The following is a 26,750-nucleotide window of genomic DNA, read 5'->3' on the forward strand; positions in this document are numbered from 1 at the left end:
TTGTCGTTATGCAAAGCTATTAGATTTTTTGAGAGTCCGAAAGTCGGAAAGACGGAAAAGTTAAAGGTTAAGAATTAAACTAGCTAACGCTAAAACAATTCTTTCTTTAGGCTTTAGCCTTTCAGCTTTAGTCTTTATTCCCTATTTTTGAACCATGAATTTTATCATTACCGAAACGCTTAACGCAATTAAACAAATTTACAATGAAGAAATTGCAGAGAGCGTCATCAATATACAAGAAACCCGTAAAGAATTCGAAGGTCAAATTACCCTAGTAGTTTTTCCGATTGTACGTTTTTCAAAGAAATCTCCAGAAGAAACAGCTACTGCAATTGGCGAATATTTAGTGCAAAATGTTGAACAAGTAACCGCTTTTAATGTGGTTAAAGGTTTTTTAAACCTGAGCATAGCGGATAGTTATTGGTTAAACTTATTCAATAACGAGCTATTGAGCGATGACTTTGCTAAAGTAAAACCGAACGGACAAAAGGTAATGGTCGAATATTCTTCGCCAAATACCAATAAACCATTGCACTTAGGCCATGTACGTAATAATTTATTAGGTTATGCAGTTGCCGAATTGCTAAAAGCAGATGGTTACGAAGTTTTTAAAGTGAATTTGGTAAACGATAGAGGAATTCACATTTGTAAATCAATGTTGGCTTGGGAGCAATGGGGTAACGGTGAAACTCCAGAAAGTTCAGGCTTAAAAGGCGATCATTTAGTCGGAAAATACTATGTCATTTTTGATAAAGAATATAAAAAACAAATTGAAGCCCTAACAGCCGAAGGACAAACGGAAGACGAAGCCAAAAAAAATGCATCCTTAATTAAAGAAGCGCAACAGATGTTATTGGCTTGGGAAGCCGGCGATGAACATGTACTAGCACTTTGGAAAAAGATGAATGGCTGGGTGTACGACGGTTTTGCGGTAAGCTATAAAAATTTAGGCGTTGATTTTGATAAATATTATTACGAAAGCAACACTTATTTATTAGGAAAAGATACGGTTGAAGAAGGTTTAGAAAAAGGAGTTTTCTTCAAAAAAGAAGATGGTTCGGTGTGGATTGATTTAACTGCCGAAGGATTAGATCAGAAATTAGTGTTACGTGCCGATGGAACTTCGGTTTACATTACCCAAGATTTGGGCACTGCGCAAATGAAGTACGACGATTACCACATGGATCAATCTATTTATGTGGTGGGTAATGAGCAAGATTACCATTTCAAAGTGCTGTTTCTGATTTTAGAGAAATTAGGCAAAAGCTGGGCTAAAGGATTACACCATTTATCGTATGGGATGGTAGATTTACCTAGCGGAAAAATGAAAAGTAGGGAAGGGACAGTAGTTGATGCAGATGATTTGGTGGCTGAAATGATTGAAACGGCTAAGCAAAAAACAGAAGCATTAGGTAAAATAAACGATTTCTCTGACGCAGAAAAAGAAGAACTGTATTACAACATTGGTTTAGGTGCTTTAAAATATTTCTTACTCAAAGTAGAGCCTAAAAAACGTTTATTGTTCGACCCGTCAGAATCTATCGATTTTCAAGGTCATACAGGGCCATTTATTCAGTATACACACGCCCGTATTAAATCGCTATTAAGTAAAGCAAATTATAAATTAATTGCTGGTGAGAAACAAGTACACGTTGCATTAGCTGCTACAGAACTGGATATGATTATGCTATTGGCTAAATATCCAGAAGAAATTGCAAATGCAGCGAAAGCATATAGTCCGGCATTTTTAGCGAATTATTTATATGAAGTAGCTAAGTTGTTCAATAAGTTTTACCACGAAGTGCCACCGATCGTAAAAGAAGAAAATACAGCTTTAAAACAACACCGTTTAAATATTTGCAAGCTTACAGCAGATGTATTAAAAAGTGGTACCAAGATTTTGGGTATTAATGTGCCAGAACGAATGTAAACTAATGGTTTGTTAGTTTATTGGTTTGTTAGTTTGTTGGGTTATTAGTTCATTATTATGTTAAGCTTATTTGGAAATATGCTATACGTTTTGTCAGGCCAAAGCACCAATTTTGTGCTACTAAAATCGCCCTTGGCTGGTGCGGAATGTAGCAACTGCCTATGCGCACAACCTTTAATAGCATCAGGCGCAGGCGTGGCTTTTTTTGGTTACTTTTTTCAGCTATTGGAAAAAAGTTACACCCCGTAGGGATGCCCTTTGAGGGGAGTAGTTCATTCGTTCATTCGTTTCATTTGGAAATATGCTATACGTTTTGTCGAGCCTAAGCAGCAATTCCTAAACCCAGAATCTTTAATAGCATTTGTCGCAGCTTTATTTATAAGCATATATTTATATTGGTATAAATGAGCTTCGCTTTGCTACGGTATTTTGGTGAATTTTTCAGCTACTGGAAAAATTTACACCCCGTAGGGAAGAATTTGATCTAGTTTTTAAATAGGGATATCGAAAACATAATTAGTCAATAACTGTTGATAATAGAACTTAATACAGTTACAGATGTTACTCAAGGCTATACTCATTAATTTGGTCTTATTAGGTGTTTATTGCACCCTGATTACCGCTGGTGCTGCTGCTGCCGATAGAGGCTTTAGTATTGCTATTGTTGGGGGTATATGCATAGCTATGCATGTAGGAATAAACATCATTGCAGGTCTGATATTGCTGGTAATGGGGAAAGGGGAGGCTGCTAAAGCACTGTTAATCTCTGGGGCTATACTTGCTCCAGTTGGGTTCGTTAGCTGGTTAATCCTACTCAGCATCTTCGGATAAGGTTGTTAAATCTAATATTAAGCTAATAATTCATTAGCATCGTCGGTTCATTCGTTCATTTGGCAATTTCACGTCCGTTCTGTCTGGCCAAAGCACCAATTTTTATACTACTAAAATCGCCCTTAGCTGGTTCGAAATGTACAAACTGCCTTTACGCACAACCTTTAATGATATCAGGTGCAGGCGTGGCTTATATTTATAAGTTTATATGTTCTTAATGGTATAATTGAGCTTCGCTTTGCTACGGTATTTTGGTTACTTTTTCAGCTACTGGAAAAATTTACACCCCGTAGGGCTGCCGTAGAGGGTGGTTAGCTCATTAGTGTTATTTGTTCATTTGTACATACACTGTCCTTCTATTAGAAAAAAGTGACATCCCGTAGGTACATATAAATCACCTGCTTACTTCTTATCAATAGTTCCAGACTTTGTAGTCACAGCAGAAATTTTTCTAAATTTCGCAAAAGTTAAAGGGCTTTTACTTGGTCTTTCATCACCCAATAAAACACCCCACTGTTTAAACGATTCACTACGATCAAAAATGATTTTTAGCACAGCGATAATCGGCATGGAGAGAAACATCCCGGAGATCCCGGCAATACTTCCACCAATAAATACGCCCACAATAGAGACCAGTGCATTAATTTTAATTTTCGATCCTACAATACGAGGCATCAAAATATTATTATCTAAAAACTGAACAAATGCAATAACCCCTAGCACCGTTACCACTGGCCACAATTCTGTAGAAGAAGTTAAGGTTAACAGTACGCCTATTAAATTGCCAATTAAGGCACCAACATAAGGGATCAAATTTAAAATAGCGAAAATAACCCCAATTAAAAGCGCATGTTTAATCCCAATGAGTAGTAAAATACCCCCTAAAAGGATGGTCATGTAAGAAATTTGAATCAACAAACCAACTAGATAGCTTTTAATGATTGATTCAGTTTCATAAACCGCGTCTTTAACTTTAGCATGATCATCTGTTTTAAACCACAGGAACACAAAACGCAATAAAATATCTTTATAAAATAAAATCAAGTAAATATAAATCGGCAATAAGCCAACAAAAACAAATATACCACTTAACGTTACAAAAGCTCCACCAGCAGCCGTTCCAGCCATACCGAGCATATCATCACTTTTTTCTTTGATGAAATTTTCCTGCTTGGTAATGCTCATCTTCGTAAAGCCGCTAATCCATTCCTTTAAACTTTGTAAATGCTTAGCTACATTTTGCTTAATCTGAGGAAAATCATCCACTAGAATACCCACCTGTGCCGATAAAAACCACACAATTCCTGCAATAAAAATAAGTACCAATAAAATGGGTAAAATGATTGAAAGCGATTCGGGTACGTTACGTTTCCTTAAAAAACGATAAATAGGCAACAACATAATGCTGACGAAAAATGCCATAATTACAGGCATAAAAATGTCACGTCCAACCACTAAAATGACAACAATAAGGGAAATGCCTAATAATTCTATGGACCGTTTTACGGTAAGTGGATATTGATTCATCAATGGTTTGTTAGTTTTCAGGTGTTAAACACTAAGATAGGAAATTTGTTTGGCTGTTGGGAAAGAAACAAAATAACGATTTACTCTTTTCACTTATTTTCCAACGCAGTGTAAAGTCTAACTCGCTTAAATTCTCACTCTTTTCTCCCATATTCCTCCCAGTATGCTCCTGCATTTCTCCTGCAAAACGCCGTTTGAGAAGAACAAACCTAGGGTAAACCTCGAACAACACTAGAACAAAGCAACTTTTATACTGACATATTCGGACATTCACAGACAATTCCAGACATTAAATCTAATTCAAAGGAAACACCAGTAATTTGACTGATCGCTAATAAAAATATACTTATTTTTGTGCTTCACTAACAAAGAAATGTATACAACAGATACCATTATTGCTTTATCTACACCTCCAGGCAGCGGCGCTATTGGCGTTATTCGTTTATCAGGCCCAGACGCCATCAACCTAACCAATCAGGTTTTTGCAGGGAAAGATTTAACAAAGCAAGCATCTCATACCTTACATTTCGGATTAATTAAAGATGAAGAACTCATCGTAGATGAGGTGGTGGCAGGTTTGTATGTGGCCCCAAAATCCTACACGAAAGAAAATGTAGTAGAAATTTCATGCCATGGATCCAATTACATTATCCAGCAGATTTTAAATCTATTGATTAAAAAAGGAGCGAGAGCTGCAAAACCAGGCGAGTTTACCTTAAGAGCATTTTTAAATGGAGCGTTCGATTTAAGTCAGGCAGAAGCAGTAGCAGATTTAATTGCATCAGATAGTAAAGCATCCCATGATGTGGCCTTACAACAAATGCGTGGTGGTTTTTCTAGTGAGCTAAAAGATTTACGGGAACAGTTAATTCATTTTGCTTCTATGATTGAATTAGAGCTAGATTTTGCAGAAGAAGATGTAGAGTTCGCCAATCGTGAACAGCTCAGAGCCCTAATTTTAAAAATCAATAGTGTCTTGTACCGTTTAATCTCTTCTTTCGAGATGGGGAATGTGCTAAAAAACGGCGTTCCAATTGTAATTGCAGGTAAACCAAATGTAGGTAAATCAACTTTGTTAAATGCCTTATTAAACGAAGAAAGAGCGATTGTATCAGATATTGCAGGCACTACACGTGATACCATAGAAGACGAACTCAATATCAATGGCGTCATTTTTCGATTTATAGATACGGCAGGTATTCGCGATACCGCTGATATTATTGAAGCAAAAGGCGTAGAGCGTACGTTGGAGCGAATGAAACAAGCGAAATTGATTATGTACATGGTCGATGCATTGCAAACGCCAACTGAGCTAGAAGAACAATTGACTGACTTGAAGAAAATTGATATTCCCTATTTAGCCATTGTGAATAAAGCAGACTTATTTACAGATCAACAAAAAGCTGCCTTTGCCAAACAAGAGGTACTGTTTTTATCTGCCAAAGACGGCATTGGTGTAGAAGAACTAAAAACAGCGCTGTTGGAAAAAGTAAACCTATATCACATTAATACCAGCGAAACGCTAGTGAGCAACATTCGCCATGTAGAAGCTTTAAAGAATACGGAGAAAGCCTTGCATAATGTGCTGAACAATATCGATAATCCTGTTACTTCAGATTTTTTAGCCATTGATATAAAACAGGCTTTACATTATTTAGGAGAGATTACGGGTACAGTGACTACGGATGATTTATTAGAAAATATATTTAGTAAGTTTTGCATCGGAAAGTAACTAATTATTAGATGCTTGCATATGATCATCACAACAAGGTTTTTGCTGTCAGATGATGTCATTTAGTTTCAAATAAAAGAACGCTAAATAACTAGATTAGTTTAACCGTTTTGGGAAAGCAAAAGTCCCAGCCACTAGGTCGGGACTTTTAGGTGGCTATTTTGAAGTCGATGCGGGCAAGTTTTTTCCATTTGCTGTTTGGATAAACACTGGTCGTTGAGCTGTAGATGGGGGTTTAAACCTATCTTTAGTGAACTGTTGTCACCCTGATGAACACTTACTTCGATGATGGTCCTTGTGAACTAATCCCAATCAAAATCTACTACCCTGCCATTTAACTTCCATTTTGCAGGCCATTGATTTACCATCCAGTCTAAGGGCTCGCCTGTTGGTTGCATTTTTGCTGCCTGGTTGAAAGCGAGTTTAATTGCTGTTTTTTGGGCTTCCCCTAAGAAGCTAAGCTGTGCAGAAACAAATAAAGGGCTTCCACTTTCGGCAAGCAGTTGCATCCATTGTTTATTTTTTTCCCAGGGAACATCTTTGGTCAATCCTACACAATCGCCATCTGCGGCATAGAAGGTGTCGTGTTGGGGAAGGCGGAACCCTAAGGTATTTACCCCCATTTTCCTGGTCCTGGCCCATTCTTTTCCACTGGTATCATCGCCAATTCTATTGAGCTGGAAAACCCCTGCCGATAGATGGCTAATGGTATTACAGCCAATGATATACATTTTCCCTGCCGAGCCCTTGATGGCCGCATAGAGTTCATTTATGATTTCTGCATTTGTTTTGCTTTGGTCATAAAATTTCCATCCAGCTTGTGTAAATCCATCTGTCATCCTAAACCCCCATTTTCCAAAAATATCATAGGTGCTGTAATCATGTTTTACCATTTCATAGCCCCAGGCTTTATAGGCCGACATATTAAACTTGATGCGCTCAAGATTCTCTGGGATGGTTGGATCAAGGATCAGTTCATTAGGGTCATTTCTCCCTGCAATTTTAGGCGCCAACCTATTGATAGGATCGGTTTGCTTTGCGATTAAGGGTCTGGTCCACAAACCTGGTCTCATATTGCATTTTTTGATCTCGTCGGCTACTTTATGCATGTCTTTAAACTTATCGTTTGCCATTGCAAAATCGTCGGCCACTTGCCAACCATCATCAATTACTGAAAATGGTCTATTGGTGGTGTCGCTGACAAAATCGCTCATATAGGTGGTTTGCTCGATAATCGATTTTGCCGAATTATTACCATAGGCTACATACCAGTCGTTGATGCCATACACTGGCATTTTTGGTAAGATCGGCTTATCGCACATTTGCCTGCAAAAACGCGTAGCTGTAGCGTATGGTCTTTCTAAGGGTGTGCTCATCATCGTTGTAATGCTAGCTGCATGCAGTTTACGGCCATTTAGTTTTACGCCTGATCCACCCGATTGGGTATCCATGGTCAGTTCGAGTGCAATGTTTTTAACGGTCCACCAGCATAGGGTATTCGCTCCAGTTTTAACACCAAAACAGGCAGTCTGCAGCTCATCATGGAGTAAGATATACCAAGGGTTTTTAGCTTCGTTTTCAGGAGTTTTCCATCCCAGGTCTCCATAGGACCTTTCCCAATGATCACCCAATACCTTGGCCTTGGAAGGGGTAGGGTAGGTCCATACCATCTTGATCCCTTGAAGGGCTGAGGCAATCGATTCAATGTACACTTCCTGTGTGTTATTTTTTGTCTTTATGGTGGTTAGGATATCCTGATACGTAAAGGCTCCATTGGTGTTGGTCATTTTGGTCCATTGGTTATTGACTTTAGCCCAGGCTTCATCAGGATAATGGATAAGGGAATGGCCTTGGGGATTGGCATAGGTAAGTTTAGTGTAGATTGCCGCAGCAAAGCTAGTGACAGCGAGCGTAACAAATTGTCGTCTTAACATGTTTAGCAAGGTTGGTTAGGAGCATAAAAATAGCAAATTAGATTTGGTAATTCCCGAGATTGGGCAAAAAGTTACCTAGTGTTCGTCCGCATACGATAGACCGGGCTTTTTTTGGTTTTTCTATGCTAGCCTGCAAATTATCGCCGTCTCTTCCGTTTGGATCAAATGTTGCAACAGATCTGAATTGGTTTTGGATTGTGCTAAGGTTTGAGTGCGTTGAGCTTGGTTCTGGTTTCAGGGATTTCGGTAATGGCCAGGGCCCTTTGGAACCAAGTAATGGCATTTGCCTTATCGCACAGGCTTTACATTATTTAGGAGAGATTACGGGTACGGTTACGGCGGATGATTTATTGGAGAATATATTTAGTAAGTTTTGCATCGGAAAGTAAACGCACAAAAACAGGCAAATAAAAACAAAGCTTTTTCGATTTTAGACACAGGTAGGCGCTTTCAAGCAAAAAGAGGTATTGAATTTGGGCATAGTTTTTAGCTTGCTACTAAATTATACGATCAGGTATTCTTTTGTTAAAATTACTTTTCCACAACAGATATTGGTAGTCATTTGGAACCTTTGGAATGGCTTTTCAAGGTGAAATGCACGGTGGTACCTTGCTGGTCACTACTTTCAATCCAAATGGAGCCTTCATTGTTTTCGATAAACTCCTTGCAGAAAATCAGGCCCAGTCCGCTTCCTTTCTCATTTGCTGTTCCAGGTCTTGAAAAGCGTTGATTGATCTGGAATAAGGAAGAAAGCATCTGTGGTGTCATTCCAGTTCCCTGATCCTTAATACTGATGGTGATAGTGTCATTTTTCTCTTGGGCACTGTAGTGTATGGGTTGACCACTTGGACTAAATTTTAGAGCGTTGCTGGTCAGGTTGCGTAATACAAATCGAATCTGCTGTTCATCTGCCCATACATGGGTCAATGGAGAAATGGAGTTGACTAGCTTGATCTCTTTCTGTACCGCAAGCTGGTTAAAAGTGGCTATAGTGCTTTCAATGAGCATATTGAGATCCAACGGTTCCATCTTTGTTTTTGCATTCATCACAGCGCCATAGTAAGCTTGGGATGCCCAGCCCAATATATTGTCAAGGGTTTGTAGTGACAGATCTATGTCTACATGGAGCTGATGGAGCAGGGTTTGTTGTTCGTTTTTGCTCAACATATCGTTTTCCAACAAGTAGAGCAGTCCTTTGGCACTATTGAATGGGGAACGCATGTCATGGCTGATAATTGAGAGCATTTTATCCTTGAATTGGTTAGAGGCCTCCAGTGCTTTTTTCTGTTGCTGTATAATGGAATTGGACTTATTCGCATCTTTGATAACGCTCCAGCAGATCAGTGCGATAATGATTAGTGGAGTAAGTACGTTGATTGCAAAAAGAAAATGGACGGCGCCGGGCAGAGGGTATATGGGAAGGTGGTTTTGCTGGTAAATGTTGATGTATACAGCAGTGGACACAATGACCAAGATGCTGACTGCCCTATAGGTATTATTTTTTGAAAAAATGGCAAAGGCTACTAGGGCAATGACCAAGTAGTTCTGTGTCCCAAGTTCGCTTCCAAAGGCAATACACATATAGATGATCCATACCGTTGTGGCCAGGGGTACAAAATATCGAGATAGCGGTGCCCCGGAGTTGAGTTTAAACAACAGGGTGATCAAAAAAATCCCCGCCAATCCAACTAGGCTCGCTGCATACGGAATTGAATCGCCGCCGAAAAATGCAGACAATAATGCAAGTGCAGCACTGATCCCGCAAACAAGGTCCATTACCCTGACCCGCGATTTTTCAACAAAGCCAACCTTATCTAAATCAATTTCAAGTTCTTCTTGCATCTACTTGGATATTCTCAGCCGCTAATATACTAATGTATTGATAAAGTGGTGATTTCTTTTTAGGATGGAATGCGATGCAGTTTCGAACGGCAGAGTGGTCCCAACAGTTCATGCAGCAGATTTTACGGGTCCGCCCCTGAAAGCCAGTATGCTAAAAGCTCATGTCATCAGGCAGGTTTACCGTTTTGCTCTTACCCTTACAATTCCAGCGCTGATGGGGGCAAGTTAATCAGTTGCGTCGTTCCTATCCATAGAAAGTCCTTGGCGGTAAAAAACACGTTGGAGCAAGAGGTCATACTGTGTATCTTTCTACGATTTTAAGGACGCATTCCAACGCCATCTTGTTTTTACAGCAGGAAAGCTGACCGTATTAGGGAACAAGATAGGTAGGCCCTTCTCAGAGCAGTTTTATAAAACAAAAGACAGCAATTAATAATCAATCTCGTATATAGAAAATACTTCCGTATAATTGCCTATTAATATCCTCAGCGCTATTTTATTTTCTTGAATTTTAATCCACAGCCTTCAATACATGGTGGATTGAGCACCAATTGTTTAGCGGTAACTTTATAATAATAAATAAGTGGCTGATTAATATTTTTAGTGGTGATTTCTAGACGCACACTGTCCAAAACCTTAAACCGTGTAAGTGGCTCAAAAACGTCGCCCATCGTTTCTCCGGTAGGAAGGAAGGTTACTGTTTTCAGTTCTTTTACTTTCTGATAGGTCCCGCTGCCATCACCAGGATCTGCGTATTGTTCTGTCAACACCCATTTTCCGTATAGTTCGCCTGTAGTTTGGTCATCTTTTTTACAGGCATTCATCAATAAGGTGCATAGTAGTGCACCCGTAAATAATAGGTTTTTCATGTTTTGGTTTTTCTACCTATACGAATCTGTCTAACAAAACGCTACAAAAATTTAATTATAACACTTCTCACGTCTTTGCGAAGGAGGTCTTTCACCGACTGCGGCAATCTCCTTCATGCTATAACAGCATAAAACCAAATTTAAGTATTAATTAATGTAGGAGATTGCCACTCCCGATGAAAATCGGGATCGTAAAGACGAGCAAGGTGATAAAATAGGAGATTGCCACGGCTAGAGAAGAACAAGCCTCGCAAAGACGGCGATAATTAAGGGATTTGCAGCCTTTCAAGCTACACAGCCCGAACCCATTACTTGCTGAGAGCCTAAGCCAGACAGGAACGGCGGGCCATGCGTAAGCCTTGTGCGTGGAAGCATCGTTCCTGACTTTATGTTTTTATTGGTATTCATGCTCTCGCAAGCTCGGGATGGCTTTTATCATCAAGGATAACTGCGCAGCACTCTTGAACACCCCTACAATAAATACCTTTGAAAAAAGAACGAGCCCAGTGGTGGTGAGCTAAAAATGAGAAAGATTAACACGTCGCTTCTAACAAACATGAAAACACCTCGAGCTTTTCTTTCGGGTCTTGTTCGAGAAAATACCCCTTTATCGAAGAAGTCTCGAAGAAGGCCTTAACAAAGATATTTAGCTGCGGCAACGACTTACCATCCCCACCTTAATAAATTGCTCTTAAATTTTACCTTTGAGTGAGTATATCACTAATTTTTTGTGTCTATTAAATAAAACCAAACCATCAGCTAAAAGAAAGCTCATTAATGCCAGAGAAAAAAGATCACCTTATCGTGTTGTTTAAAGAAATCCAATTTGGGAATACGCATGCATTTGACGAGCTTTTCTTGCGTTACCACGATAAATTATTGGCTTTTGCGCTGCACTATGTAAAACAATTAGAAAGTGCCGAAGAAATTACTTCTGAACTTTTTGTGAAGATATGGGTTAAACGTGCGCTGCTGTCAAACATTATCAATCCTGAAGTTTATCTCTTTATTTCTATTAAAAACGCCAGTTTAAATTGGCTCAGATCTAACTATAGAAAAAGCCAACTTGTTACAGTTTCTTCAGATGAACAACCAGTAGATATAGTCTCGGTATACCAAACTAACCTCGCCGAAGAAAAAGAATTGTCAAGAATACTCGATTTAATTGTGGCCAAGTTACCAGACCAACGTAGAATGATTTTTAAATTGATCAAAGAACAAGGAATGAAACGGCATGAAGTAGCCGAAGTATTGGGGATCTCTATTAGAACCGTCGAAAACCAGTTACATAAAGCAATAATTACACTTGCTGATGCCATTAGTGGTTATTTAGGTTACGATCCACGCAAGAAAATGAGTAAAACACAAAAACTTTCTTTAATTACTTCTTTATTTTTTTAGTAGCAGATAGGTATAAATTAAAATTCAGGTGTCCTTACTGTATAAAAGCCAAACGAAATAGCAGCTTTGTCACTGAAAGGGGATGAAGAAATAAAATTTAAATACATGAAAAAAGAGAAGTTCCTATTCTTGTTGTCCAAAAAGCTAAGCGATGATATTTCCGTTGAGGAAAATGAGCTTTTAAACCTAACGATCAACACGAGTGATGAATATAAGCAACTAGCAGATAAGCTAACAAAGTATTTTAATCAACGGAAAGCAAAAAACTCAAAAACAGATAAGTTAAGAGCTACTTGGGCTAGGATTGCTAAAGCCGAAGAAGAAAACTTTGAAGGAACATTTGATTATACTGCACCAAAAAGTAAATTCAATACCAGTTTTATTAAAATTGCAGCAGTACTTATTTTAGCACTCGCATCTACCGTACTCATTTATACCTTACAAAAACGTAATCAACAAGAGACCGAATCCATTAGCACAACTAACACTAAATCTTTTAAATTACTAGCTGATGGTACAAAAATCTGGTTAAACAAAAACTCTATACTCAGTTACAATACTTCATTTGGAAAAGAAAAACGAGAAATCTCCCTTAAAGGTGAAGCTTATTTTGATGTCGTGAAAAACTCGGCCATTCCCTTATTTATTCATGCTGGAAATATCACTATCGAGGTAAAAGGTACAGCGTTTAATGTAAATGCATATACCGATAAGCCCTATATTCAGGTAGCTTTAATTAGAGGATTAATTCAGGTAAGTCATACAGCAGATTCTAAAAATAAAGTGCTGCTTAAACCCAATCAAAAACTAACTATCCCGAATGCGATGGTGAATGGTATTCCATCAAAATTCACCATAGAACCAATTAATGCGCTAGCCTTACTAAATGAAACTAAATGGACTTCTGATACATTGATCTTCCGTAAAGAGAAACTAAAGGATTTGGCCATACAGCTAGAGAAGAAGTATGAAGTAAAAATTGAAATCCAAAGTGCACACTTAAAAGAACGTCGTTTTAGTGGAACATTTACCACAGAAACCATTAAACAAGTTTTAGATGCGCTAAAACTTTCTTATCCATTAACCTATACCATCAGCAACAAGCTGGTAATTATTAAAGAGTAAAAGGATGAGAAAAATTTTATTAGTACTTATTGTGCTTAGTTTACCAGTTTTACTGTGTGCACAAGATCGAGTGGTGAGCCTTAACCTCAACAAACAATTTATTGGTTTGCTATTTAAACAGATTGAAGAGCAGAGCAAATATAGTTTCATTTACAGTGATGATGTGGTTTCAGATACGATGAGAGTATCGTTAAATGTGACTAATCTGTCTGTTAATGAGGTGTTGGCAAAAGTATTGCCCGAACAAAAGTTATATCATCAGATGATTACGAATAGGCTCATTGCAATTGGAAGTAGAAATCAATTGGGGAAAGATAAGCCGATGTATAAAACAACCTTAAATGGTAAAATAGTAGATCTAAAAGGGAAAGGCGTTCCATTTGCATCTATAGGATTATTTGACGAGCAAGTGCTTTTAGGAGGTAGCATTAGTAACGAAACTGGAAATTATCAATTGGCCTTTAACTTTTTGCCAAACTATACCTACCGTTTAAAAATTACATCAGTTGGATTTAAATCAAAGGAAATTGATTTTAGCTATCCGGATACACTTGCCGCAAAGCAAATTGTACTAGGTGATGATGAGCTAGCGCTTAAAACTGTAAATGTAACAGGAACCAAACCTTTGATGGAAAGAAGAACAGATCGCTACATTGTAAATGTTGAAGGAAGTTTCTTGGCAAATGGAAATAACGGGCTTGAAGTATTACAACGGTCGCCAGGAATTTGGGTAGATAACAATGGCAGTATTAAAATAAGAGGAAACCAATCCGTTATGGTCATGATTAATGATGTGGTTCAACGCATGTCTGGAAATGATCTTGCAGATTACCTGCGAACGATAAAATTAGAAGACATCAGTAAAATTGAGATCATTTCTAGTCCACCATCAGAGTTTGAAGCCTCAGGTTCTGGAGGCATTATCCATATCATCCTAAAAAAATCCAGAAGTGATGGATTAGTAGGAAGTGTAAATACCCAATACCGTAAAATCGAAAACCGTTTTGGCTATGGCGCCGGACTATCACTTAATTACAAAGTGAAGAACTTATATCTCTTTGGTAGTGTATCTGCAGGAAATGAAAAGAGCGAATCCATCGCCACTAATAAGGTTACTTACCCCAATCAGGATTCTTATTCGAGCAATACAGATCGTTACAATAACAATAGTGTGGCTAAATATCAATTTAGCATAGGTTACGATTTAGGCAAAAATCAATCTATCGGTGTTCAAACTGTACAAACTGGTAGCCGATTAAACCAATATTTCAATACCTACAATAACTTTATTGGCGCTCAGCCACTTTCAGGTACAGCAAGATCAGAATGGTTTAGAAAACCTATTCTTAGCGGAACTACCCTAAATTATGTATTTAAACTGGACAGTTTAGGTTCGAGCTTTAAAGTAATAGGTGATTATATTTACAGTAAAAGAAGAGAAACAAATAACTTTTCTTCGGTGTACGATGTGCCTTCAAAAAATTCTACCTACCGCAATAATACCCCAAATACCACTAACGTGTATAGCCTTCAAACCGATTATACCAAAGTACTAAAGCAACAAATATCTATTAAAGCAGGCTTAAAGTTTGCCTCAACAACCCGCGACAATGAAGTAATTAACGAAAATTACAGCGGAGGTAATTGGGTACTCAATCCCAATCTAAGTAATCAATTCATCTATAAGGAAGATCTTTCTATGGCATACGCCTCAGCTGAAAAGAGTTGGAAAAAATTTAGCATTAAAGCTGGGTTAAGGGCAGAACATACGCACATGAACGGAAATTCAATCACGTTGAATAAGCAGTTTACACGAAACTACCTTGGACTTTTCCCTTCGGTTTTCGTAAACCAAAAATTAGATGAAGCTAAAGGAAGTGCCATTTATTTTAGTTATTCAAGGAGATTACAACGACCTTCTTTTGCAGATTTAAACCCATATCGTTTGCAGTTTGATGATTACCTAGCTCAAATCGGAAATCCAGACCTTACCCCAGAATACACACATAAATTTGAAGTGGGAAGTTATTTTTGGAAAGAAATTGCTGCAGATGTGTATTATTCGGTTACCACAGATCGAGTGGCGCAACTGGCACAACCAGGGGCAGGCAATGTAATCGAATACCAAAATCGCAATTTTAGCAGCAGTAAAGAATACGGATTCTCCATCTATGCACCGATTAAATTCTTTAAGTGGTGGACAATGAATACGTCCTTAGCTGGGTATAATTTAAGGTATAATTTAGATAGCTACCAGATTTCACAATCTACTTTATTTGCTTCACTTCAGCATACTGTAACGCTTAAAAATATTGTTGATTTAGATGTATACGGTTATTACCGTTCACCCTCTGTAAATGCCAACACAAAATCCTCAGATCAATTTAATATCGATGCTGGACTTACAAAGCGCCTATTTAATAAAAAGCTACAAGTCCGTACCTATTTTGCTGATATCTTTAATACTGCAAGAGAAAAGAGTTATACCGAATACTTAGGAACTAGCATAGATTTTTACCAAAAGAGACAAACAAGAACCATCAACATCTCCTTAAATTACACATTTAGTTCAGGTAAAAAATTCAGCAACAAAAAAATCGAACAAAGTAACGACGAAGAAAAACGAAGAATAGGGAATTAATACAGCTCACTCATTGTTTTTCACCAGCACTAAAAGCATCCATTTCCCACTGCCCAAAAAGCGTATGGCAGACAGGAACGGCGGGCCATGCGTAAGCTTAGAGCGTGGAAGCATCGTTCCTGTCTTGATTTATTCATTAGTAATTATTGTTTTTATTGGTATTCATGCTCTCAAAAGCTCGGGATTGTTAACTTTTTATCAAGAAAAAGTTTAGAGCCTCTTCGGTGGCGGCGAACCGAGGCAAGCCTGTGCGTTGCTCGTCATAAATCATAAAGTGATGAAAACCTACCAATGCATTACGATGCCCAGTCAAGCTGAGCATGACGATGAATATCCTGCGGAGCCAAAGCTGATGAAAATCAGCTTCGCAAAGACAGGTGTTAATTATTAGCCAATGCAAACCTATACACTTACGTGTAAACAGTTGATTATATTGATAAAAAGCATTACTAAACAGCAGTTTGAAATTATATATTTGTCAATACAATTGATAAAACAACCCTATAACATGATACGCACCATTTCAAAAACCTGGATCATCACCCTAATCATCTTCGTCGGCTTAAAAGCAAACGCACAAACCGTTACACTAGATAATTACTATAACCAAGAAACCAAAAAAGACAAGTCAGGCAATATGGTTAGTTTTCACTACTTATGGAATGAAAAAGAATCATCTGGATTTTCAATTTTCGGCGAAGCCTTTAAAAGAAATGGAGCAAAAGAATTAAAAACCTTAAGTACCGCACCAAGTGAAGCTAATTTAAAAGGAACAGATATCTTCATTATTGTAGATCCAGATAATTTAAAAGATAACCCGAAACCTAATTATGTAACCGAAACAGAAGCAACAGCAATTGCAAAATGGGTAAAAGCAGGAGGAGTGTTACTAATCATGGCAAACGATGAAGTAAATGCAGATTTGGAACACATCAACCTATTGACCACTAAATTCGGTTTCACCTTTAATAAAGACTTAATCCTTCACGTTACAGATGATCAACATTTTGCAGATGGAGAACTAACCATTGAGAATAATCCTATTCTAAAAACTGCAAAGACCATTTTTATCAAAGATGCATCTTCACTAGCAATTAGTAATACGGCCAAACCTATCTTAAAAACAAAAGATGGAAAGAATGTAATGGTAAGTGTGAAATACGGAAAAGGAACAGTGTTAGCTGTTGGCGATCCATGGTTATACAATGAATATGTAAATGGAAGACTGCCGATAAAATACGAGAATGATAAAGCAGCAAATGATATTGCTAGCTGGTTAATTAAACAAACACTAAAAAGAATTTAGGGCAGTCAATTGGATTAGCTTTGAAGATTTTTTAGTTTTTGCTGTAGCTCTTGCATCCGATTTAATAGATGCCGAATGGTCTCTATACCTGCCATATTAATCTCTAAATCATAATGCAAGCGCATATATCTTTCCAGATCAGGTAACTGTTCATAGTTAATATACGTTTTTTTACCCGAACGACTGAGCTCAATCAAACCATGCTCATCCAATTGGTGTACAAATGTCGTTTCTATGCTATAGTAAACACAACAATCTTCTACGGATATTCTTTTTGCTTTTTCTATACTATTTTTCATCGTATGAATCTTTTTTAGTGATCTTAAAAATCACGACGGTTAACGTTCTTTAGCTAGTTGCTCAAATAACTCCTTTTCTTTCTGTGTAAGTTTAGTTGGAATCTCTATCTGATAGGTGAGGTAGAGATCACCAAACGAACCTTCCTTTTTATATACAGGAAATCCCTTGCCCTTTAAACGTACTTTAGTTCCATTTTGAGTTTCAGGAGCTATTTTCATCTTTACCTTTCCAGATAAGGTTTCTATCATTTCTTCGCCACCTAGCACTGCTTTATAGAGATTTATACTCACATCTTTGTACAAATCATTTCCCTTACGGATAAATGAAGTATCATTTTTAAGCTCAAAAGAAAGATATAAATCACCGTTTGGTCCACCGTTTACACCAGGAGCACCGTAACCTGCAATTTTTATCTCCTGTCCATTTTCAATCCCGGCAGGTACCGTAATACGGATATTTTTTCCATTGATCGTAAAAGTTCTTTTATGGGTTTCATAGGCTTCAGATAAATTCAGCTGAACGGATGCACGAAAATCTTGTCCCCTAAATTTAGCCTGCCTGCCACTACCGCCACCAGCACCACGATTGCCGAACATCGATGAAAAGAAATCTGAGAAATCAGCCTCATCTCCACTAAAAGATCCATGTTGGCCACCTCCAAAAGGATTGCCTCCTCCACCAAATGGATTTCCCCCTCCACTATTTCCAGACGCTTGTTGCTGCTTACGGGCTTCTTCAAACTGTTCAGCATGTTTCCAATCCTTTCCATATTGATCGTATTTTTTCCTTTTCTCAGGATCGCTCAATACTTCGTTTGCTTCATTAATCTGCTGAAATAGCTTTTCGGTATCAGCATTATTAGGATTCAAATCAGGATGATGCTGTCTGGCAAGTTTCCTATACGCCTTTTTAATTTCATCAGCAGTTGCATTCTTGTTAATGCCTAAAACTTTATAGTAATCAATATAATCCATTGCATAAGAATAAACACATAAAAATAACAACTTAAACTAATGGAACGTTTGATGAAGCGCATTCTTTTTTATGAATTACATTATAAATAAAACATTTCAAACGTTTGTGTAGTATTAAACTCTTCCCTTAACTCAAATATCGATAGTTTAGAGCAATCGCTAACCAACCATTACTAACCAAACATGATGTCTTTAAAAATTAAACTGCTGATTATCGGTATTGCCCTATTAAATCTTCAATTCAACAATGCTTACGCACAAGAAGAAAAACTAGACAGCGCAGATTCAACAGCTTTTAAAGCAGTAATTTCACAATTATCTTTCCCAAATAAACTAGAACAAGGCACCCAGCAGTTAGTGCTTCCAAAACCAGCACTTGGATATCAACTCTTTTTGTACGGGTCTAGCAGAAAACCAGTAATAGGTTTAGATGGAAAGGTGCATCAACCTTTAATCGATTGCGAAGTGCAATTGGTATTTAAGTTAAATAACACACAAAATAACAAGGCCTACGAATTTCCACAAACCATACAAGTTACAGGACAGTTTCGCCCACAGTCGGGTATAAACAAACAACCCTTTGTAATTCCTGCATTGCAAGAGTGGAAAGGTGGCAGCGGTCATTTTAAGCTGTTAAAAACAAGTAGAATTATCGTTAGCCCAACAAGTAAAAAAGTTTTACAACCAGCCGCCGAAATCTTTTTAAAGGACCTTAACCAAGTAACGGGTTATACGGGCTTAAGCATTGCAAGTGGCAAAGCAAAACCTGGAGATATCATCTTAAGTCTAAATCCAACACAGAAAAACTTAGGAAATGAAGGGTATACCATTGATATCGATCAAACAGTTCATATTAAAGCTCCATACTATAAAGGTGCTTTTTGGGCAACCAGAACTATCCTACAACTGTTAGAACAAGATCCTACGCATGCTCAAATCCCAAAAGGTAAAACACACGATTATCCGAAATACGAAGTGAGAGGTTTGGTGCTTGATGTAGGCCGTAAGTTTTTTACGCTCGACTTTTTAAAACACTACGTAAAAATGATGGCCTATTACAAAATGGGCGATTTCCATATTCATTTAAACGATAATGGTTTTAAACAGTTTTTTGATGGCGATTGGAATAAAACCTATTCGGCCTTTAGATTGGAAAGCACCACATATCCTCAATTAACAGCAACAGACGGCCATTATACAAAAGCAGAATTTAAAGAACTCCAACAAACTGCAATAACATATGGTATGCGTATTATACCCGAAATTGATGTGCCTGCACATGCACTGGCGTTTACCAAAGCGTTTCCAGAAATAGGGAGCAAAGCATATGGAATGGATCATTTGGATATTAATAATCCTAAAACCTATGAAATTATAGACAATGTGTTTAAAGAATACATAGGCGGAAAAGATCCAGTGTTTGTAGATCCAGAAGTTCATATCGGTACCGACGAATATGCTAAAAAAGAAGCCGAAAGCTTTAGGGCATTTACCGATCATTACATTCGTTTTGTACAAAGCTTCGGTAAAAAAGTACGCCTATGGGGTGCATTAACCCATGCGCAAGGTCAAACACCTGTAAGCGCCAAAGGGGTAACGATGAACGCATGGTACAATGGCTATGCAGAACCTAAAGAAATGGTACGCTTGGGCTACGATCAAATCAGTACACCAGATGGTTGGTTGTATATTGTGCCCGCTGCAGGTTACTATTACGACTTTCTAAATGTAAAACGTTTGTACCAAAGTTGGGAGCCCAATCAAATTGGAAACGTAGTCTTCCCAATGGGACATCCTAAAATAAGAGGGGGTATGTTTGCCGTATGGAACGACCATGTAGGCAACGGCATTACTATGAAAGATGTACATCAACGGGTTTTTCCAGCACTACAAGTACTAGCTGAAAAAATGTGGACCGGAAAAACAACGTTGTCTAACTGGGATGACTTTGCTAAAAACAGCACTAAAATAGGCGAGGGGCCCGGATTAAACATGCGAGCTATGGTGAAGTCCACCACAACAGATTCATTGGTCCTGAAAAATGAATTACGCACTAAAGTATCAAAATCAATCAAATTACCCCTAGAAGAGATTGGTTATCCTTATTCTATTGCTTTCACTTTACAGCCTGCTATAGGAAGCAAAGATGATATCACCTTGTTTACATCTGAAAATGCCCGAGTATTCCTAGTAAAGAATGGTGGATTAAAATTAGGTTTCAGTAGAGAGAACTATACCGATCTTTTCGATTTTGTATTCGAACCAGATAAAAGCTATAAAGTTGTGCTCACAGGAAATGAAAAAGGTACCTGGCTATATGTAGATGGAAAGCTAGTCCAAAAAATGGAAGATAAAAAACTAAGCTTTCCAAACACAAAAGATAAAATAAGTCGAATGCAAACTTTGGTGTTTCCTTTACATAAAGTAGGCGATACAAAAAATCAAGTGTACAACTTAATTTCAGGACTAAAAGTGTATAATAAGCGATTAAACGAAAATTCAATTACCGATTTAAGTGGAATGTAGTAGTCACATCTGGTGGATGAATTATACAAAAACAAACGTTTGTGCTATATTAATACCATCGGTTATATCAACTAATTACAGTTTAGAACAATAGAATATCATATTAACCTAACATCATGTCCCTAAAAACTAGATTGCTAATGGTTGGCATTAGCGTGTTAATCATTCAATTCACCAAAGCTCAAACAAGCATAAAATCAGATCCCTCAACCTTTGTAACACCCATTAACTGGAGCAAGTTTCAAAAAAAGGCGCCAAGTACCGAACTAGCGAGTACAGTAAAGGCTACCTTGCTCAATGCCAATCGGTATGCACTCAGCACATGGTTTCACACCGTGAAAAAGTATCAGGTAGATTCAAGCGGATATTTGGACCTAAAAAGTAAATCTAAAGTAAACGAATACCGCTATCGTTTTCCTGCGGCAATGGCGTTTGGTTTAGCCATATCCATTAAAACAAACATATACAACCCCGCTATAACAGGCGTATCGGTAAAAGAAGCAAAAGATAAAGCCATCCTCTTAGCGACTTCAGTTGCCTATGACCATAAAATTAATGGTACCAACAAAGTTTGGGGTGGCGATTGGCAAGCTGCACATTGGGCGTATTATGCAGGCTATTCGGCATGGCTCTTATGGGATGAGTTTTCATCCAAAGACCAAGCTAATATCGCAAGAATGATAGTTGCAGAAGCAGATCGTTTTCTGCCCACAGCTCCGCTCTATTATAAAGACAGCACAGGGAAAGTACTTTTTGTAGGCGATTCTAAAATTGAAGAAGACGCTTGGAATGCCGAATTATTATACCTAGCAGCAGAGATGTTGCCAAATCATCCAAACTCGAACAAATGGTTAGCTAAATCGGTCGAATATTTAATTGCGGCAACCGCTTTACCATCCGATTTAACCAACACAAGAATACTACATGGAAAACCAGTGAGCAGTTGGGTAAAAGGGTATAACATGGAAGAACCTGGCTTTGTCATCAATCATGGCATCATTCATCCACAGTACAATGCATTAGCTTCTATGATTAATGCACCAATTGTATTCTCATTAGCCGAAAAACCAACACCAGAAGCAGCACGTTTTAACCTCGATAAAATTTACTACTCGGTAACCACACATCGATTTTCTTCACCACCTTATAAAGCTCCAGGCGGTACTATGTATCAAGAAGGATCACCCGAAGTTTATTATCCCGAAGGTTCTGATTGGGGTTTTGGTGTGTACGATAATTTTGCCAATCTCGATATCGCTGCCTTTACCTACGGCTGGGATAACTTAGCAAAAAAACATAAAGGACAATATTGGGCCAAACTCCATACACAAAAAGTGTTAGCGCAACAAAATCGCTTTGCCGACAAGCATACCTATGCGGATGATCACGAAAACAGCTATTTAGGGAAAGAAGAAGCAATTGCCAGTAGAATGGGATCTGCATGGATGACGATGTGGTTACAACAACAAGTACCAGCAGTATATGATAATAAGCCTATTTCGAAATAGGATTATGAGCAGTGTAAGTGTATAGATAATTTCTTAAACAATACGTACTAGTGGGTATTGATGATACCTAGCTCACTACCTATTTTTGAGTGTTAAGTATCTATTAAACATTACCAATTATGAGTAACGCTAAACTTCTTATATTCACTGCTTTTTTATCATTCAATGCCTTATATGCTACAGCTCAAGATGCTAACACCTACATCGAAGCATCAAAAATATTAATACTCAAGAAAGATTATGATGCAGCTGATAAGCAATTATCCTTAGCCTACCAGGCAGATAAAAAGAACAGCGAGGTTTATGCCCAACAAGCTCGTCTCGCCTACGAAGGAAAATTCGATCGTTGGGTAGTTAAAGTCTATGGCACACCAGATAAGGAATCGCCAGAAGATTATGAAAAAAAGATTAATAACGGATTAAGAGATTGGGATATCCACATGGAGCTTGTGTTGGAGAATGCATTCAAATACGGTAAAAATAATGCATTAGCATACGAAATGCGTGGACAAACCTATGCTTTTCAAAAAGACAAAACCAAAGCCTTAGCTGATATTGAAAAAGCGCTAAAGTTAGATCCCCAATTGTGTCATGCCTATTTTAGCAGGGCTGAAGTACACCAACAATTTGGAGAAACCGATGCAGCAATAGAAGATTATAACCGATTTTTGCAATGCGATGCTAACTATCCTCGTGTTTATTTGCAGCGTGGTCAGGCTTATCAAACCAAAGGTGATTTTACAAACGCCTATAACGACCTAAAAAAATATGCGATATTGGATAGCAGCCTGATTGCCTTGCGGACAATCATATTGGCGTACAATAATATGGGTATTAATGCTAAGGAAGAAAATGCAACCTATTACTCGGCCGCAATAGCCCTTGCAGAAAAGGGGCGAAAAAGATGGCCCGATAATAACTGGTTCCGCACTACAATAGGTACACTGTATGCAAACATCAGTAGCACTTATTCTGCACCAACAAAGGCTTTGATGAAAGCCGTATTAACCAATGATCTGCCTGGTGCACAGGCCGCGATTGCACAAAAAGCGAATGTCAATGCTAAATATGCTAAATCTGAATCGCCAGCTGAAGTTAGAACAAGCTTGGCCTACGCAGTATTACAACGAAATGTACCCCTGGTAGAGGCCTTGTTAAAAGCTGGGGCTGACCCAAACTTGACCAATCATAATGGCGAAACACCCTTGCATGAGGCAGGCGGATATTTCGATAGGGAAGATGGACTTCCAAAAATTACTTCATTATTAATAAAATACGGAGCTAAATTGGATATTGTTGGTGTAACTGGTCGTGCCCCACTTGAAGCTGCTATGATTTATGAACATGTAGATCAAATTGAGATCTTATTAAAAGCAGGAGCTAAATTGCAAACACCAGCATCCATACTTTTAGTCAAATCAGGTACATTAAGGTCTGCTAGTATACTTAAAATGCTTATTGATGCCGGTGCAGACATAAATATTACCCTAAATACTGGTAAAAATTTGATGGACGATATGGCTTATAATTCACCAGGAACCCTATTAGCTATTTACCAATTAATTAAAGCTAAAGCAACCATACCCGATAAACTAAATGAACCTGGATATGCAGATGTAAAAGCTTATATCACCATTCTTCAACAAGAGGTGATTGGTAAACCTACAATAGAAGCTGCTTTTGATAATCTGGTAAACTGGAATCTTGCCACGTTGATCCAAAATATAGCCAAACTTGAAGGAGATAAAGTGTTGCTGAATTATTTACTTATGGCAAGCGCCAATATGTCCAATAAGTTATATTATGAATCGCTTCGCATTGCTGGCGCAGACCCTAATTTTAAAATGTACAATAGAAGTGGTAATACCTATCTAACAGCTGAAAATCTTGCTTATCCACCTAAATTTGCATCTACTGCTGATGGCAACTTTAACGCCTTTTATGAAAAAGAGCTAGAAGATTTGAATGAGCTGAACAAAGATATGAAGGAAGTCAACTTGACCTTAAACAATAAGAAAAAAAATATTTATGAATATTGTGGAGCGATTGAGAAAATGATAGCTATCGGAGTGTCTGATATAAAGATTTTCGAAAAGATGGCCGAAAATGATACCAATGGAAAATTCAAGTTAACATTTAATACTCGCAATAGCATTTATCAACAGATACAAATTGTAGAAGATAAGCTAAAAAGTACAAAAGCCGAGGCGCAAAAAGTTGGTTGTAAAATAAATTATGATCCACATTAAATATACTATATAAACCCAATGCCTCAAAGAGCATAGGGTAGACAGGAACGGCGGGACATGCGTAAGGCTAGAGCGTGGAAGCGTCGTTCCTGACTTGATTTCGTTTGTTACTTTTTCATCAAGGAAAACTGCGTAGCACTCTTGAACACCCCTTAAATAAAGACATGTGAAAAAAGGAACTTGATCCTTCGGCTATCAAGAGCCGAGGCAACCTATGCGTTGGCATCTTAACGTCAGCATAACAAACAGCAATGAGATTGCCACAGCCGATGAAAAATCGGCTTCGCAAAGACGACCGCTTTACAACCCTCCCCGAATCACAAACATTCCCAAAAGCGAGGGACGGCCTTGTAGCATCCCGAAGGAGAAAGCATTAAAACTTGTGCAAACACTTTCAAAAACCACTACACAAAACAGAATGCAGTACCGATTTTTCATCGGGACCTTATTCTGTTGCTAAGAAAGTTTTGATAGCTTAATCCAAGAGATGATACACAGCCTTGATTTTTTGGTTACTTTTTCATCAAGGAAAAAGGAACTTGATCCTTCGGCTATCAAGAGCCGAGGCAAGCCTGTGCATTGACATCTTTAACCAAACTACTCCGACAAATCAATAAAAAGCAATGAGATAGCCACAGTTGGTGAAGAACCTCCTTCGTAGTGATGAGTAAGGGCGGTATCAAGAGCCTAGGCAAGCCTATGCGTTGGTACTTTTACCAAACAAACCAGCAATGAGATTGTGCCAAAGGCACTCCCCACAGAGCCACTTCGGATGAAGAACCTCCTTCGCAAAGACGGGTAGAGCACTATTGATAATATAAAAAATACTTACCAGTATTTAACTAATAGTTAACAAGGTCATTGACCCAATAATTACCCTGTTACGACCCTGTTATGACCTTGCTAATACCCTGTAAAAGTAGTCTGAAAAAATAGCAAATAGAACAACAACTATCCTCTAAAATTAACTTTAAGTTAATTATGATACAATCTCAACTGTTGGATGTTCTATACTTAAAACATCATTATCTAGTATCACATCACAAGATATACTAAATGGAGGTATGCCACCTTTAATGAAAACCGCATTTTAATATCATTCAGTACAGAAATTAGAAATTATTTAATTTATTTTTCAATTTGCTTTGAAATACAAAGTGCTTTTACTTAACTTTGTATTGCAAAGTACTTTACTTTAAGAATACACCAATTACAATTAAAAGCTATCAATAACTTATAAAATCAAACCATCATGACATTACAAAACAATTTTACATCACGGCCAATTGATACACGTTCATTAATCACCAGAATGGTAGTAGGAGCGGGAATTGGCTTAGCCTTAGTTACATTTTTTTTAATTGCAACTACACATACTAGACCAGAATGGGGACAATTTTGGATGCTTAGGCCTTTAATAATAACTACATTAGCAGCTGCCGGAGGTGGTTTAGGTACTTATTTTATGGAGTATATACTAGGTTATCAAGGTGGTTGGAGCAAAATCATAGCTGTAATTATTAGCATCGTTGGATTTATAATTTCACTTTGGCTAGGCACAGTATTAGGCTTTGCTGGCACATTGTGGAACTAATTTTAAAGATTAACAATTTAAATTACAAGCTCATGAAAGCTCAAATAGTAACCCACATCAACGATCCTAAGCAGCTCGAAAAACTCTACCGAACTAATAAATCGCAGTTTAAGCAATCATTTAATGAATTATATCCAGAGCTTAAAGGCAATACGGTAGCCGATTTTTGGGATGAAAGACTGAATTATGAAACTGAAACTGTTAACTGGGGAACAGGTAAAGAATTGGTATTTGTAATCATTGCTTCCCTAGTGGCAGGTCTTATTGCAAAATTGCCAGCATTATTAAGTATTAATGAAGATTTTTTCTATCCAAGAAATATTGGTTTTATCGTTTTCCCTGCATTAATGGCCTACTTTGCATGGAAAAACAAATTGTCGACTGGTAAAATTGCATTTATTGCTTGTGCAACCTTAGCTAGTGTAATTTTTATTAATTACTTACCTGATGTAAGAACTAGC

18 protein-coding genes are annotated in these 26,750 nt (G+C 37.8%); 12 read left to right on the top strand and 6 right to left on the bottom strand.

Annotation, left to right across the window (positions count from 1 at the left end):
* Window positions 1-154: 154 nt before the first annotated feature.
* Complete coding sequence (gene argS / locus WC622_RS10975; protein WP_372819734.1) at window positions 155-1,930, top strand: arginine--tRNA ligase; 1,776 nt, start codon at window positions 155-157, stop codon at window positions 1,928-1,930.
* Between the two features lie 558 nt (window positions 1,931-2,488).
* Entirely contained in the window at window positions 2,489-2,761 is a 273-nt protein-coding gene (locus WC622_RS10980; protein ID WP_372819735.1) for a hypothetical protein, read from the top strand.
* A 402-nt stretch (window positions 2,762-3,163) separates the two neighbouring features.
* Here WC622_RS10980 and WC622_RS10985 read toward each other — a convergent pair whose 3' ends face one another.
* Window positions 3,164-4,288, bottom strand: coding sequence for an AI-2E family transporter (locus WC622_RS10985; protein WP_372819736.1), 1,125 nt, complete (start codon window positions 4,286-4,288; stop codon window positions 3,164-3,166).
* A 373-nt stretch (window positions 4,289-4,661) separates the two neighbouring features.
* Here WC622_RS10985 and mnmE point away from each other — a divergent pair, with 373 nt between their 5' ends.
* Entirely contained in the window at window positions 4,662-6,020 is a 1,359-nt protein-coding gene (gene mnmE, locus WC622_RS10990; protein WP_372819737.1) for a tRNA uridine-5-carboxymethylaminomethyl(34) synthesis GTPase MnmE, read from the top strand.
* 302 nt (window positions 6,021-6,322) lie between these two features.
* On the opposite strand, the gene WC622_RS10995 is transcribed toward mnmE, so the two are convergent.
* The 3 genes from WC622_RS10995 to WC622_RS11005 form a co-directional block, all read right to left on the bottom strand.
* The gene (locus tag WC622_RS10995) at window positions 6,323-7,690 is read right to left on the bottom strand and encodes a hypothetical protein (RefSeq protein WP_372819738.1); all 1,368 of its coding nucleotides are present in this window, start codon (window positions 7,688-7,690) and stop codon (window positions 6,323-6,325) included.
* An 822-nt stretch (window positions 7,691-8,512) separates the two neighbouring features.
* A complete protein-coding gene (locus tag WC622_RS11000) occupies window positions 8,513-9,796 on the bottom strand; it encodes a sensor histidine kinase (RefSeq protein ID WP_372819739.1) in 1,284 nt (427 codons plus the stop codon).
* A 491-nt stretch (window positions 9,797-10,287) separates the two neighbouring features.
* Complete coding sequence (locus WC622_RS11005; protein WP_372819740.1) at window positions 10,288-10,665, bottom strand: hypothetical protein; 378 nt, start codon at window positions 10,663-10,665, stop codon at window positions 10,288-10,290.
* Between the two features lie 777 nt (window positions 10,666-11,442).
* Between WC622_RS11005 and WC622_RS11010 the strand changes: the two genes are divergently transcribed.
* The 4 genes from WC622_RS11010 to WC622_RS11025 all read left to right on the top strand — a co-directional run bounded on the left by WC622_RS11010 (window position 11,443) and on the right by WC622_RS11025 (window position 17,138).
* On the top strand, window positions 11,443-12,066 hold the full coding sequence (locus tag WC622_RS11010; protein ID WP_372819741.1) for an RNA polymerase sigma-70 factor: 624 nt from the start codon (window positions 11,443-11,445) through the stop codon (window positions 12,064-12,066).
* Between the two features lie 105 nt (window positions 12,067-12,171).
* Complete coding sequence (locus tag WC622_RS11015) at window positions 12,172-13,191, top strand: FecR family protein (protein ID WP_372819742.1); 1,020 nt, start codon at window positions 12,172-12,174, stop codon at window positions 13,189-13,191.
* A gap of 4 nt (window positions 13,192-13,195) precedes the next feature.
* Window positions 13,196-15,832 carry a TonB-dependent receptor domain-containing protein gene (locus tag WC622_RS11020; protein WP_372819743.1) on the top strand — a complete coding sequence of 879 codons (2,637 nt, stop codon included), beginning with the start codon at window positions 13,196-13,198 and terminating at the stop codon, window positions 15,830-15,832.
* Window positions 15,833-16,340: 508 nt separating this feature from the next.
* Window positions 16,341-17,138 carry a hypothetical protein gene (locus WC622_RS11025; protein WP_372819744.1) on the top strand — a complete coding sequence of 266 codons (798 nt, stop codon included), beginning with the start codon at window positions 16,341-16,343 and terminating at the stop codon, window positions 17,136-17,138.
* 14 nt (window positions 17,139-17,152) lie between these two features.
* Here WC622_RS11025 and WC622_RS11030 read toward each other — a convergent pair whose 3' ends face one another.
* Window positions 17,153-17,437: a chaperone modulator CbpM gene (locus tag WC622_RS11030; protein ID WP_372819745.1), complete on the bottom strand. Its 285-nt coding sequence runs from the start codon at window positions 17,435-17,437 to the stop codon at window positions 17,153-17,155.
* A gap of 39 nt (window positions 17,438-17,476) precedes the next feature.
* A complete protein-coding gene (locus WC622_RS11035; RefSeq protein ID WP_372819746.1) occupies window positions 17,477-18,412 on the bottom strand; it encodes a DnaJ C-terminal domain-containing protein in 936 nt (311 codons plus the stop codon).
* 183 nt (window positions 18,413-18,595) lie between these two features.
* On the opposite strand from WC622_RS11035, the gene WC622_RS11040 reads away from it, so the two are divergent.
* From WC622_RS11040 to WC622_RS11060, 5 genes are all read left to right on the top strand, one after another.
* Window positions 18,596-20,938 (top strand): family 20 glycosylhydrolase, encoded by a 2,343-nt coding sequence (locus WC622_RS11040; RefSeq protein ID WP_372819747.1) that lies wholly within the window; start codon window positions 18,596-18,598, stop codon window positions 20,936-20,938.
* A 116-nt stretch (window positions 20,939-21,054) separates the two neighbouring features.
* Complete coding sequence (locus tag WC622_RS11045) at window positions 21,055-22,446, top strand: hypothetical protein (RefSeq protein WP_372819748.1); 1,392 nt, start codon at window positions 21,055-21,057, stop codon at window positions 22,444-22,446.
* A 119-nt stretch (window positions 22,447-22,565) separates the two neighbouring features.
* Entirely contained in the window at window positions 22,566-24,695 is a 2,130-nt protein-coding gene (locus WC622_RS11050) for an ankyrin repeat domain-containing protein (RefSeq protein ID WP_372819749.1), read from the top strand.
* A gap of 1,252 nt (window positions 24,696-25,947) precedes the next feature.
* Window positions 25,948-26,289: a hypothetical protein gene (locus WC622_RS11055; RefSeq protein ID WP_372819750.1), complete on the top strand. Its 342-nt coding sequence runs from the start codon at window positions 25,948-25,950 to the stop codon at window positions 26,287-26,289.
* Between the two features lie 32 nt (window positions 26,290-26,321).
* On the top strand, window positions 26,322-26,750 hold a 429-nt coding region (locus WC622_RS11060; RefSeq protein ID WP_372819751.1), incomplete at its 3' end, for a hypothetical protein.

Source organism: Pedobacter sp. (assembly GCF_041662865.1).
Taxonomy (GTDB): domain Bacteria; phylum Bacteroidota; class Bacteroidia; order Sphingobacteriales; family Sphingobacteriaceae; genus Pedobacter.